Here is a 12,629-nt window from a genome sequence, read left to right as displayed (position 1 = left end):
GACTTTTTGAGCGCGGCAAAAACGCGTTTGGTTCTAAGGGCTGGCCCGTACCACCGCGTACTTTCTAAAAGCGCGAATCAACGCCGGTGTCGGCCAGCGGCACCACGCTTTTATGCTGGTTTTGCAGGCGTAATCGCTCGATCGCGGCCAGGGCATAACGCTCGAGCAGCCACGGCGTCAGAAAGCTGTCGAGCAGCGTCGCCGACAGCAATCCGCCGAACACCACGACCGCCACCGGATGCAAAATCTCCTTGCCGGGCGCATCGGCCGAGACCAGCAACGGCGCCAGTGCGGCCGCCGCGATCGATGCGGTCATGAGCACCGGCACCAGCCTTTCGGATGCCGCCCGCAGCAGCAGCGCGCGATCCGGAGCCCTTCCCGATTCGATCGAAAGGTTCAGGCAGTGGCTGATCTTGAGCAGCGCATTGCGAGCCGCGATGCCGCTCAAGGTCACGAAGCCCACGGCGCTCGCCACCGTCAGCGGTGTCGCGGTGATCAGCAAGGCCAGCAGGCCCCCGACCGCCGACAACGGCACCACGCTCATGACGATCAGCGTGAGCCGCACATCGCGGTAGCGCAGGTGGATGACCATCGCCATCAGCAGCAACGACAGCCCGCCGAGCACGAACAGGCGCTGCAGGCTTTGCCGGCGCTCGGCGAACTCGCCCTCGATGCGCGCCTCGTTGCCCGGCGGCAGGGCGATGCGCTCGACCGCCTCGCGCAAGGCCTGCTCGGCCGCATCGAGATCGCCTGCCGCAGACGCCGAGACCACGAGTCGTCTGCGCAGGTTTTCGCGCATGATCTGGTTCGGTCCCGGCTTGCGCTCGATGTCCGCGATCCACGACAGCGGCACCGGCCCGGCCGGCGCGTCGATGAGTTGTTCACCGAGCCGCGAGGGTTCGCGCTCGGCTTCGCCGAGGCGCAGCACGAGATCGAAACGGCGCTCGCCATCGACGATCTGCGCCAGCGTTTCGCCGCTCACGAGCCTGGCGAGCGTGCGCTGCACCTGCGCTGCCGAAAGCCCGTAAGCGCCAGCGCGGGAGCTGTCGACCTGCGCCTGCCACTGGCTGATCTCGTTCTGCTTTTCGATCTGCACATCGGTCAGCCTCTCGTCGTCGGCCAGTCGCGTGGCGAACTCGCTCGCGAGCGAGCGCAGCGTCGGCAGATCGTCGCCGACCAGCTTGATCGCGAGCGGGGCGCGCACGCCCGAGAGCACATGATCGAGCCGGTGGGTGATCGGCTGGCCGATCGACACGCTTCCCGGCAGGGCCGCGAGCCGCTCGCGGATCGCATCAGCGGTTCGATCGCGCGCGATGCTCGCGTCGCGCAGATGCACGTCGAACTCGGAGTAGTGCACGCCTTCGGCATGCTCGTCGGCTTCGGCGCGACCGGTGCGATGCGCCACCGATGCCACGCCCGGAATTTCGAGCATCAGCCGTTCGGCGGTCAGCGCGACGCGCTGCGAGTCGGGCAGGCCGATGCCGGGTTCGAGCACCAGATTCACGGTCAGCGTGCGCTCGCTGAAGGCCGGCAGGAAGCTGCGCGGCAGCACCATCAGCGCGACCACCGAGACGATCGCGAGCAGCAGCGCGACGAGCGCCGGCAGGCTGCGCGAGGCATCGAGCACGCGAACCAGCGCACGCTCGTAGACGCAGCGCAGCCGCAGCAGCCAGCGCGGCTCGCCGGTGACGAGCCGCTCGCCGAGACCGAGCAGGCACAGCGCCGGCGTCACCGTGAGCGCCATCAGCAGGCTCGCGAGAATGGCGACGATGTACGAGAGCGCGAGCGGTTCGAACAGGCGCCCGGCGAGTCCGCCGAGCGCGAGCACCGGCGCGATCGTCAGCACGATGATGACGGTGGCGTACAGAATGCCGGTGCGCACTTCGCTGGTCGCCTGCGCGATGATGCGCAAGGCTGGCTTCGGTGACGAAGCCTCGCGGTTCTCGCGCAGGCGTCGCATCACGTTCTCGACACCGACGACGGCGTCGTCAATGAGTTCGCCGACCGCGATCGCCAGGCCACCGAGGCTCATCGTGTCGATCGTCAGCCCGAGTGCCTGCAGCGCGAGCACGGCCGACACCAGCGACAGCGGAATCGCGACCGCGGCGGCCAGCGTCGCCCGCCCGCTGGCGAGAAACAGCAGCAGCACGAGCGTCGCGATGATCGCCGCATGCAACAGCGCATCGCGCACGTTGCCGACCGACGCGGCGATGAAATCGGCCTGCTCGAACACCGGCGTCGCGATCGCATCGCCGGGCAGCGAAGCCTGCAGCTCTCGCAAGCGCTGCTCGATGCGCCGCGTGAGCGTCAGCGTGTCGACATCGGGCTGCTTCTGCACCGACAGGATCACTGCGGGCTCGCCGTCGACGCCCGCATCGCCGCGCTTGAGCTTGTAGCCCTCGCCCACTTCGGCGACCTGGCCCAGACGAATCGGCGCGCCGTCGCGCCAGCCCACCGCGAGGTCGCGCAGGGTCTTGAAATCGAAGCGCCCGCCGGTGGTGCGCAACACCACTTCATCGCCCGACGACGATTCAACGATGCCCGCGCCGCCGTCGCGGCCGGAGCCGCGCGCCGCTTCGGTGATGTCGTTCAGGCGCACGCCGTGCAGGCGCATGCGTTCGGCATCGGGACGAATTTCGTACTGCCGCAATTCGCCGCCGATCGCGAGCACCTGCGCCACGCCGGGCACCGCGAGCAGCGCCGGGCGACCGACCCAATCGGCCCAGTCACGCAGCGCGGACGCGTCGGTCGCCTGCTTCGGCGAGCGCACCGCGATCAGCATGATCTCACCCATCAGCGAACTGACCGGTCCCAGCCTCGGCTGCACGTCGGCGGGCCAGCGATTGCGCGAAGCTTCGAGCCGCTCGGTCACGAGCTGGCGCTGGCGATACAGATCGGCGCCCCATTCGAACTCGGCCTGCACGAGCGCGAGGCCCGGTGTCGAAGTGGAACGCAGGCGTTGCAGGCCCGGCAGGCCGGCGAGCGCGGTTTCGATCGGCACCGCGACTTGCGCTTCGACGTCTTCGGCCGCGAGTTCGGGCGCCTCGGCCTGCACGCTGACGGTGGGCCGCGCGAGTTCGGGCAGCACGTCCACCGGAACCTGTGCGAGCCGCGTCACGCCGAGCACGAGCAGAACCACGGCGAGCCCGAGCACAAGCCCGCGCTGGCGCAGGCTCCATTCGACGAGGGCGGCGATCATGCGCGTCTCACGCGGCGCGTCGTCTGCGCAGCACCAGCGCGCCGATGATCAGCAAGGACAATGCCGCCATGCCCGCTACCGTCGCCGCGATGAGCGTGTTGCCCGATGTCGTTTTCGCAGCTTCGCCAGCGCGTTCATCGACTGCGAGCCTGCCGCCGAAATGTTCGGCAATGCCTTCGCCGCTCAAGCTCACTTCGAGCTGAACTTCGGCTTCCTGCGGCTCGATCTGCAAGCTCGCACGGTAGAGTCCGGGCTCGGTTTCGAGCGCCTGAATGAGACGCCCGGACGTGCGCACATCGACGCGCAAACCGGGAACCGGCGCATTGCTCGCGTAGTCGTCCGCATAAATCAGCAGATCGTGCCCGTGCAGCAGCGCAACCACTTCGAGCCTGGCGGATGCGTGCGTGAGCCTCGGCGCCAGTTGTTGCTGCTGCACGACGGGCCCGTCACCGTGATCGTGGCCTTCGTGGGCGAAGACAGGCGTCGCCGATACCGCGCATGCAAGCAAGGCGAGGCACGCGGTCGAACGCCAGCGTGCCGGCAAGGCAGGTTCAGCGCGGTTCGGCGAAACGCGGATCATCGAGAAATTTCTCGTCATTGAGCGTGTCGAGGAAGGCGAGCAGATCGCCGATCTCCTCGTCCTTGAGTCGGGAAGCGGGTTCGAGCAGCGCGTCCTGGGATGCCGCATCGCGGATACCGTGCGCGTAATGCGCGAGCACCTGCTCGAGCGTGTCGAAACGACCGTCATGCATGTACGGCCCGCTGTTGGCGAGATTGCGCAAGCTCGGCGTGCGCATGCGACCACGATCCTGCGCATCGCCGCTGATCGCGGAACGGCCCAGGTCGTCGCTCGCGATGCCGTTGCGATGAAACGCGCCATCGGTGAACAAGGGCTCGGCGTGGCAACCCGCACAGCGCGCGCGATACACATCCAGGCCGCGTGCTTGCTCTGCGCTGAAGCTCTGCCTGCCGGCGATCACGCGGTCGTAGCGCGATTGATCCGAAATCAGCGTCGACAGAAACTGCGCGAGCGAGCGCAGAAAATGCTGCGAGTCGATCGCCGGCGTGCCGAAAGCGGCTTCGAACAGCGGCGCATACGCGGCATCGGCGCGCAGCTTTTCGAGCACGTGCGGCAGCGTTTCGCCCATTTCGACCGGATTGCCGAGCGGCGCGAGCGGTTGCAGCTCCAGATGCGTCACCGCGCCGTCCCACATGAAGCTGCGCTGCCAGGCGAGATTGAACAATGCAGGCGCATTGCGTGTTCCGTTGACGCCGCCGAGCCCGTGGCTCAGCGCATGGTCGTAGTGCGCGAACGCGGCGAACTGCTGGTGACAGCTCGCGCACGAAACGCTGCCGTCGATCGACAGCTGCGGGTCGTAGAACAGTTTGCGCCCGAGCTCGAAGCCGGCGCGTGTGATCGGGTTGTCTTGCGCGTCGTAGACCGGCTGTGGCCAGCCTTCGGGCACGCGCAGCTGCGGCGTTTTCCATTGCAGCAGCCAGCGCGCGATCGGCTCATGCCGGGCCGCGAACGCGGCGCCGGCGGCGACGAGGCTCATCGCGACGAATGACCACAGCAGCAGCCGGCGCATGGATCAGCGATCGCGCCGCGGCTCGTGATGGATGTGATCGACACGGAACATGCCGGCATAGCGGTCGGCCACCGTTGCGCCTGCGGCCGGGTCCATGATCGTCGGCTTGTCGGCGATACGCAGGCCGGGCTCGCCTTCGAACAGCGTCGCGAGCTCGCCTTGCAGGTGCACGGTGGCGACCAGCTTGGGATCGAGCTTCACGGGTTTCACGCCGAGCGGCAGGACCACCGTTCGAGCCGGCGTCGGCTCGCGCGAGCCGCCGATGTGGTACTCCACGATCTGGTTGCGCGCGCTCGACTCGGGCGAATGCCCTTCGAGCTTGAAGAAGATGTAGCCGGTGTTCCAGGTCCAGAACATGCCCTGCGCCGGATCGAGCGCCCCGCCCTGCACGCCGGCCGAGTTGCGTGCCGCGTCGACGCCGATCACGAACTCGATGCCGTCGTACTCGCCTTTGCCGAATCCGGCGATGTCGAACAGCTTGGACGTGGGCTGGCTTTCGTCGACGAGAAAATAGCCGCGCGCATCGGCATCGCTGTGGGCCGCCGCGGACCAGCGGCCATCGATGCCGTGCAGGCGGAAGTTGCTCAGGTAATAGCGCAGGTGATCGACGCTCAGGTGCTCGCTGGTCGGCAGCGCCGTTTCCTGGCCGAGCTTCAGCGGCTGTCCGGCCAGGGCGTGGCTAATCTCGAGGCGCAGCGGCAGGCCCTCGTCGGCTCCGCCACCGCAGGCGGACAGCGCGGTCAATGACAGCGCTCCCATCAGCAGGGCACAAGCTGAACGTGCAGCGCGGTTCGCCGCTTCCATCGACCTGACTCCCGGCTCGGAAAGCGGCGACTCTAGGCAAGCCCTGTAAGCTTGCGAAGGAATATTTCGCGATTCTTATATGTCAAAAATGAACAGTTCAGCTGCGTTCAAAGCCTGTTTTGCTACTGGCGATCACCCGTGAGCCCTTCGATGACTCCCGATCCGGCCACGCCTGAGCCATCGGCTCCCCCCGCTTCGCTGGCCGAAGTGCTGCGACGCATCCCCGCGCTCGACTGGGTCATGCTGGTGCTCGCAGTGGCCTCGCTCGGGCTGCTTGGCTGGGAATGGCTCTGGCCGCTCGACGAAGCACAGCTGTACTTCGTGTTCGGGGCCGACACCACCATCTGCGCCGTGTTTGCGCTCGAGTTCCTCTGGCGCTGGCGCCGGGCCGGCTGGACATGGGCCTACGTGCGCCGCAACTGGTACGACGTGCTCGGCATGATTCCGGTACAGCACCCGGCGCTGCGCGCGTTCCGCTTGCTGCGGGTACTGCGCGTGGTGGTGCTGGTCTCGCGCGTCGGCATGGCGGTGGACCGCACGCTCGGCGACGAGTACTTCTATCGCTTCACGAGCCGCCTCAAGCGCGATCTCGTGAGCTCGATCAGCGGCGCGGTGACGCTCGCGGTGCTCGAAGAGGTGGAGCAGGTGCTGCACAAGGGCACCTACACGGCCAACGTGGTCAAGGCGCTCGATCGCAACAGGCCCGAGCTGCGCCGACTGATTCTCGACAAGGTCAAGCAGGACCCCACCGCCGGACGCTTCCGTCGGATCCCGTTCTACGACGACATCATGGAAGCTGCGGTCGACGCGGCTCTGCGCGTGAGCAGCGATCTGCTGCGCGATCCGCGCGCGGATCGCTTCGTCGCCGACGTGCTGTTCGAGACGCTCGACCAGATTCGCAGCACGATCGCGGTCAAGGAAGCCGTCAAGGAAAGCGAACACGAGATGCAGCACCATCGCGAACCCCGCTGACCTCCCCAAAATACAGACGCAGGAGAACGTCATGCTCACGCTGCACCATCTCAACAACTCGCGTTCGCAGCGTATTCTGTGGCTGCTCGAAGAGCTCGGCATTGCGTATGAGATCAAGCGCTACGAGCGCAACGCCAAGACCATGCTCGCACCGCCCGAGCTCAGGGCCGTGCATCCGCTCGGCAAGTCGCCGCTGCTGTCCGACGACGGCCTGGTGATCGCCGAATCGGGCGCAATCATCGAATACCTGCTCGAGCGCTACGGCCACGGCCGGTTCCTGCCGGCCGCCGGCACGCCGGAGTTCCTGCGCTATCGCTACTGGCTGCACTACGCCGAAGGCTCGCTGATGCCGCTGCTGGTCATGAAGCTCGTGCTGTCGACCGTTCCGGGCCGCACGCCCGCGCTGATCCGGCCGATCGGCCGGGCCATCGTCGGCGGCGTCGAGCAGGCCTTTCTCGGACCGCAGCTCAAGCTGCATCTCGATTACGTCGAAGCCGAACTCGGCAAGAGCCAGTGGTTGGTCTGCGACGACCTCACCGGCGCCGACTTCCAGATGAGCTTTCCGCTCGAAGCCGCGAGCGCGCGTGCCGGCGGCGGCGCACCGCGTCCGCGCATCAAGGCCTTCGTCGAACGCATCCAGTCGCGGCCGGCGTATCGGCGAGCGCTCGAGAAAGGTGGGCCTTACAACATTCTCGGCTAGGGATTCTCCTCAGTCCTCGTCGGGGGTGGACGCTTCCTCATACAGCCCGAACTGCTTGAGCTTGCGATAAAGCGTCGCCCGCGCGATGCCGAGCGTGCGCGCCGTGGCCGATACATTGCCCTCGTGACGGGCCAGCGCGAGGCGCACGGCCTCTCGTTCGGCCTGTTCGAGCGAGCCGTCGGCCGTTGCCGACGCCGCAGCAGGCCGAGCCACGCCGATCGTCGCGGGCAGATGCTCGAGTTCGATCACCCCGTGCTCGCACAGGGCGACACCGAGTCGCAGCGCGTGGCGCAGTTCGCGCACGTTGCCGGGCCATGGGTGATCGCGCAGCGCCTGCCTCGCCTGTGCCGACAGTCTCGGCGCTTTGCGGGCTCCGGCTTCGAGAGCCAGCAGGGCTTCGATCAATGCATCGATGTCCTTGCGCTGGCGCAGCGGCGGAAGCTCTACGCGCAATCCATTGATGCGGTAGTAGAGATCCTCGCGAAAGCTGGCTTGCCCCACGCGCTCGGCGAGGTCGCGATGCGTCGCGCAGATCAACGAGAACCGCAATTGAATGGTCTGCGAGCCGCCGAGCCGCGTCAGCTGCTGCTCCTGCAGAACGCGCAACAGCCGGGCCTGCATCTCCAGCGGCATGTCGCCGATCTCGTCGAGAAACAACGTGCCGCGATTGGCTTGCTCGAACTTGCCCGCCATGCCGCCGCGGCGCGCACCCGTGAAGGCTCCCGGCTCGTAACCGAACAACTCCGATTCGATCAGGCTCGCCGGAATCGATGAGCAGTTCACCGCAACGAAGGGCCCGTTGCGGCGCGGACCCTCGGCGTGCAGCGATTGAGCCAGCATTTCCTTGCCGGTTCCGGTTTCGCCGTTGATCAGAATCGGGACATCGTGAAAGAAGGCGCGACGCGCCATCGACAGCAAAGGCGCCACGGTCGGATCGACGTGCATCGCCGCGGGCTGCTGCGCTCCGGCGGGCATCAGCACCGATCGGTCGGCGTCGCCGACACGCTTCACCGTATCGACGCGTGCCTGCAGTCTCAAACCATTGGCCGCTTCGATCAGCGTCGGCTCGCTGCGATTGCGGCGCAGCCTGTCGAGCGTGCGCGAGAGCGATTCGCCGAACAGATGCTCGAACGTCCATTCCGGCAGTTGAGCCAGATCCAGCATCTGCCGGGCCGCCGGATTGGCGCCGAGCAGCAAGCCGTCTTCGGAGAACGACAGCAGGCCGCGCAACGACGAGCCGCTGAATTCGGCGCTGTAATGAAAGCTCAGGCAGAACGCTCCGCCGAGCGCGGTCACCATGCGGTTCTCGATCGAGCGCGCGGTCAAGGCGATCGCCTCGAGCACACCGATCGGTCGCCCGTCGTGCAGGCGCGAAGCATCGAGCGCTCCGATCAACTGTCCCTTCGGATCGAAGATCGGCGCCGCCGCGCAGGAGAACGGGCGTGCTTCTTCGAGGAAATGCTCGCTGCCGCAGATCGCCACCAGACGCCCGTCGGCGAGCGCACAGCCCGGGCCGGTGGTTCCGGCGGCCCGCTCGCCCACGTTCACGCCAGGACGAAACACGTTGCCGAGATCACGGCAAGCCGGATTCGATTCCCCCATCGATCGCACCACGAAACCGCGTTCGTCGACACAGGCCACCACCCAGTTCGCGTTTTCGAGCACGCCGAACAGGCGTTGCATCTCGGGCTCCGCATGATCGAGCAGCACACGATTGCGTTCCTGCACGCGGCGGCGGTCACCGACCGATACGGCGTTGAAGAGTGCGCGGTGGGAAGCCACCAAACCATTGCTGCGCGATCGCTCCCATGACCTGAAAACCGCATCCGAAACCAGTTGCTGCGGCACCTCTCTGCCGTCTTCGAACAAATTGCGCGCCAGCGTAAGCCGGCGCTCGAACTCTGTGTCGTTCGTCCGCATGACTCCTCCAGTACATCGATCTACTTCAATACGGTGCGTCACCACACCTGTTTCGAAATAAAACAGTCGCTCTATGCGCGGCCCTCTCGCGAGCCTTTTCTCGGCGACTTAACACCTTGATCCACTGCTGTATTTCCGCAGCGATCCGTGATTGAAAAAGAATGGCACAGAGACTGCCTAGTCTCAATCGGTCCAAAGGCAAACCTCTTGGATCCGAGGCTTCGTCAGAAAGCCTCGCGGGGCATTTATTCATAAGAACGAACTGGAGGAAAGCATCATGGATGCATCGATCAAGAACAGCCCATGCAATACCCTGCTCAAAGCCATGCTGTGCGTCACCACGCTGCTGACGGGCTCGCTCGCCAGCACGATGGCGCAAGCCGTGGACGTCGATGCGGGCGATTACACCGCGCTGCCCGACGGCACCAATCTTGGCCTGCTGTATTACCAGTACGCGACGCGCGATTCGATCTACGCTGACGGACACAAGGTGGCGGACAACGCGACGCTCGACTCCAACATCGGCATCGCGCGTGGCGTGCACTACATGGATATCGGCGGTTACATCGTCGATCCGCAGTTCCTGCTGCCGTTCGGCCAGCTCAAGGCCAAGGACGACATCAGCGCACTGGGCGATGCGAGCGGCGTCGGCGATCTGATCCTCGCGGCAACCGTTTGGCTGGTCAATCAACCGAAGACCGACACCTACTTCGGCATCACGCCGTTTCTCTACGTGCCGATCGGCAGCTACGACAAGGACGATGCGCTCAACATCGGCGAGAACCGCTGGAAACTCGCGCTGCAGGCGGGCTACATCACCGGCCTCACCGACAAGGTTTCGATCGACCTCGTCGGTGACGTGACCTTCTTCGGCAAGAACGACGAATACACCGCGGCCAAGGCGACGCTCAAGCAGGATGCGGTCGTGCAGCTACAGGGCTTCCTGCGCTACAAGCTCAAGCCGACCTGGGATCTGCGCACCGGCTTCTCGTATTCGTTCGGCGGCGAAACCGAAGTCGACGGAACCGATAGCGACGACAAGATCGAGACGGCCAAATTCACCGTCGGCACCGCCTGGTTCGCACTGCCCACGTTGCAGCTGATCGCGAACTACGGTCGTGACGTGTCGGTGGAAAACGGCTTCCGCGAAGAGAACCGTCTCAACCTGCGTGTGCTCATGGTGTTCTGAGCACCGCACATCAAGCACTAAAACAACACGAGGAGAAACGATATGAGCTTTGATCCCACCACGGGCGGGAGGGCCCTGCTCGGCCTGCGCAAACCCGCATGGGTGTTTGCGGCGCTGGCCTGCATGCTCGGCGCATCGATCGGCGCCACCGCGGCCGGCAGCTCGGCTCAGAACAAGATCGTCGCCAATGCGGCCACCGGCAAGGAATGGCCGGCGAACGGGCTCGATTACTCGGGCACTCGCTTCAGCCGGCTACAGCAGATCAACGCCGACAACGTGAAGCGACTCGGCCTGGCCTGGTCCTACGATCTGGAATCGACACGCGGAGTCGAAGCGACGCCCATCGTCACCGGCGGCGTGATGTACGTGACCGCGTCGTGGAGCGTCGTGCATGCGATCGATGCGCGCAGCGGCAAGCGCTTGTGGACTTACGATCCGAAGGTGCCGCGCGACAAGGCCTACAAAGCCTGCTGCGACGTGGTGAATCGCGGTGTCGCGGTCGAAGACGGCAAGGTCTTCGTCGGCTCGCTCGATGGACGGCTCATCGCGCTCGACGCCAGCAACGGCAAGAAGCTGTGGGAGCAGGACACCATCATCGACCACACGCACGCCTACACCGTCACCGGGGCGCCGCGTGTGTTCAAGGGCAAGGTGATCATCGGCAACGGCGGCGCCGAGTTCGGCGTGCGCGGCTACATCACCGCCTACGACGTCGCGAGCGGCAAGCAGCGCTGGCGCTGGTTCACCGTGCCGGGCGATCCGTCCAAGCCTTTCGAGGACGAGTCGATGGCCAAGGCCGCCAAGACCTGGGATCCGAGCGCGAAGTACTGGGAGAACGGCGGCGGCGGCACCGTGTGGAACTCGATGGTGTTCGATCCCGAGCTGAACCTGATGTACGTGGGTACCGGCAACGGCGCGCCGTGGTCGCATCGCCAGCGTAGCCCGGCAGGTGGAGACAACCTCTATCTCGCCTCGATCGTCGCACTCGACCCGGACACCGGCGCCTACGTCTGGCACTACCAGGAAACCCCCGGCGACAACTGGGACTACACCTCGGTGCAGGACCTGATCCTCGCCGACATCAAGCTCGACGGCAAAGCCCGCAAGGTGGTGCTGCACGCGCCGAAGAACGGCTTCTTCTTCGTCGTCGATCGCACCAACGGACAGTTCATTTCGGCGAACAACTTCGTCGACGTGAACTGGGCCACCGGCTACGACGCCAAGGGCCGCCCGATCGAAGTGCCCGAAGCACGCTCGCCCGACCAGCCTTTCGATGCGATTCCGGGGCCGTTCGGCGCGCACAACTGGCATTCGATGTCGTACAGCCCGATCACCGGCCTGGCTTATTTCCCGGCGCAGAACATTCCGCTGAACCTGGCCGAGGACAAGCGCTGGAAGGGCCACAACAGCAATGTTCCGGGCCAGCCCATGAGCGGTATCGGCTGGAACACGGCGATGCAGATCAACGCCGAGCCGCCCAAGAGCAAACCCTTCGGCAAGCTGATCGCCTGGGATCCGGTGAAGCAGAAGGCGGCCTGGACCCACGAGAACGTCGCGCCGTGGAACGGCGGCACGCTGGTCACCGCGGGCAACCTCGTGTTCCAGGGCACGGCCGACGCCCGTCTGGTGGCCTACAACGCGACCAACGGCGAGCCGCTGTGGAATTCGGCGATGGGCACCGGCGTGATCGCGGCCCCCATCACCTACGAACTCGACGGTAAGCAGTACGTGACGATCGCCGCGGGCTGGGGCGGCGTGTTCGGACAATCGCAGCGCGCCTCCGACGGCTCCGCTCCGGGTACGGTCTACACCTTCGTGCTCGACGGCAAGACGCCGCTGCCGGCGTTCACGAAGTACCAGCTCGGCTCGCTCGTCGCCGGCGTCGCCTACGATCCCAAGGACGTCGCCGAAGGCACCGCGCTCTATGTGAGCAACTGCGTCTTCTGTCACGGCGTTCCGGGTGTCGACAAGGGCGGCAACATTCCAAACCTCGGCTACGTCGACAAGGCGATCATCGAAAACCTCGACAAGTTCGTCTTCGCCGGCCCGTTCGTGTCGAAGGGCATGCCCGATTTCACCGGCAAGTTGCAGCCGGCCGACGTGCCCAAGCTCAAGGCCTTCATCCAGGGCACCGCGGACGCCGTCCGTCCGAAGGCCGCCAGCACCACGCCCTGAGCCGGGCATCGGGGCGCGGGCAAATGCCTGCGCCCCGATGCGCAAGCTCATTTCCTCATTGCAACAGCGCGATCGATGCGC

Annotated in this window: 9 protein-coding genes; 4 read left to right on the top strand and 5 right to left on the bottom strand. The window is 65.8% G+C overall.

The features are described 5' to 3' along the window. Window positions 1-64 precede the first annotated feature (64 nt). The 4 genes from WQQ_RS16150 to WQQ_RS23185 form a co-directional block, all read right to left on the bottom strand. Window positions 65-3,199 carry an efflux RND transporter permease subunit gene (locus tag WQQ_RS16150; protein ID WP_007186300.1) on the bottom strand — a complete coding sequence of 1,045 codons (3,135 nt, stop codon included), beginning with the start codon at window positions 3,197-3,199 and terminating at the stop codon, window positions 65-67. A gap of 7 nt (window positions 3,200-3,206) precedes the next feature. Then, entirely contained in the window at window positions 3,207-3,635 is a 429-nt protein-coding gene (locus WQQ_RS16145; protein WP_157534719.1) for a hypothetical protein, read from the bottom strand. A gap of 115 nt (window positions 3,636-3,750) precedes the next feature. Next, window positions 3,751-4,788, bottom strand: coding sequence for a cytochrome-c peroxidase (locus WQQ_RS16140; RefSeq protein ID WP_007186298.1), 1,038 nt, complete (start codon window positions 4,786-4,788; stop codon window positions 3,751-3,753). Between the two features lie 3 nt (window positions 4,789-4,791). Then, window positions 4,792-5,532, bottom strand: coding sequence for an MbnP family protein (locus tag WQQ_RS23185; protein WP_157534718.1), 741 nt, complete (start codon window positions 5,530-5,532; stop codon window positions 4,792-4,794). Between the two features lie 210 nt (window positions 5,533-5,742). On the opposite strand from WQQ_RS23185, the gene WQQ_RS16130 reads away from it, so the two are divergent. Together WQQ_RS16130 and WQQ_RS16125 are read left to right on the top strand one after the other, a co-directional pair. Further along, on the top strand, window positions 5,743-6,564 hold the full coding sequence (locus WQQ_RS16130) for an ion transporter (RefSeq protein WP_007186296.1): 822 nt from the start codon (window positions 5,743-5,745) through the stop codon (window positions 6,562-6,564). Between the two features lie 31 nt (window positions 6,565-6,595). Beyond that, window positions 6,596-7,264 (top strand): glutathione S-transferase family protein, encoded by a 669-nt coding sequence (locus tag WQQ_RS16125; RefSeq protein WP_007186295.1) that lies wholly within the window; start codon window positions 6,596-6,598, stop codon window positions 7,262-7,264. A 9-nt stretch (window positions 7,265-7,273) separates the two neighbouring features. Here WQQ_RS16125 and WQQ_RS16120 read toward each other — a convergent pair whose 3' ends face one another. Further along, complete coding sequence (locus tag WQQ_RS16120; RefSeq protein WP_040454256.1) at window positions 7,274-9,184, bottom strand: sigma-54-dependent Fis family transcriptional regulator; 1,911 nt, start codon at window positions 9,182-9,184, stop codon at window positions 7,274-7,276. Window positions 9,185-9,509: 325 nt separating this feature from the next. On the opposite strand from WQQ_RS16120, the gene WQQ_RS16115 reads away from it, so the two are divergent. Both WQQ_RS16115 and WQQ_RS16110 read left to right on the top strand, forming a co-directional pair. After that, on the top strand, window positions 9,510-10,373 hold the full coding sequence (locus WQQ_RS16115) for a transporter (RefSeq protein ID WP_157534749.1): 864 nt from the start codon (window positions 9,510-9,512) through the stop codon (window positions 10,371-10,373). Window positions 10,374-10,415: 42 nt separating this feature from the next. Next, window positions 10,416-12,548, top strand: a complete 2,133-nt coding sequence (locus WQQ_RS16110) for a PQQ-dependent dehydrogenase, methanol/ethanol family (RefSeq protein ID WP_007186292.1) — start codon at window positions 10,416-10,418, stop codon at window positions 12,546-12,548. Window positions 12,549-12,629 lie beyond the last annotated feature (81 nt).

The sequence above is a fragment of the Hydrocarboniphaga effusa AP103 genome, assembly GCF_000271305.1.
In the GTDB taxonomy this organism is placed as follows: Bacteria; Pseudomonadota; Gammaproteobacteria; order Nevskiales; family Nevskiaceae; genus Hydrocarboniphaga; species Hydrocarboniphaga effusa.
Note: the sequence above shows the minus strand (reverse complement) of the source record. Positions and strands in the feature narration are given on the sequence as shown.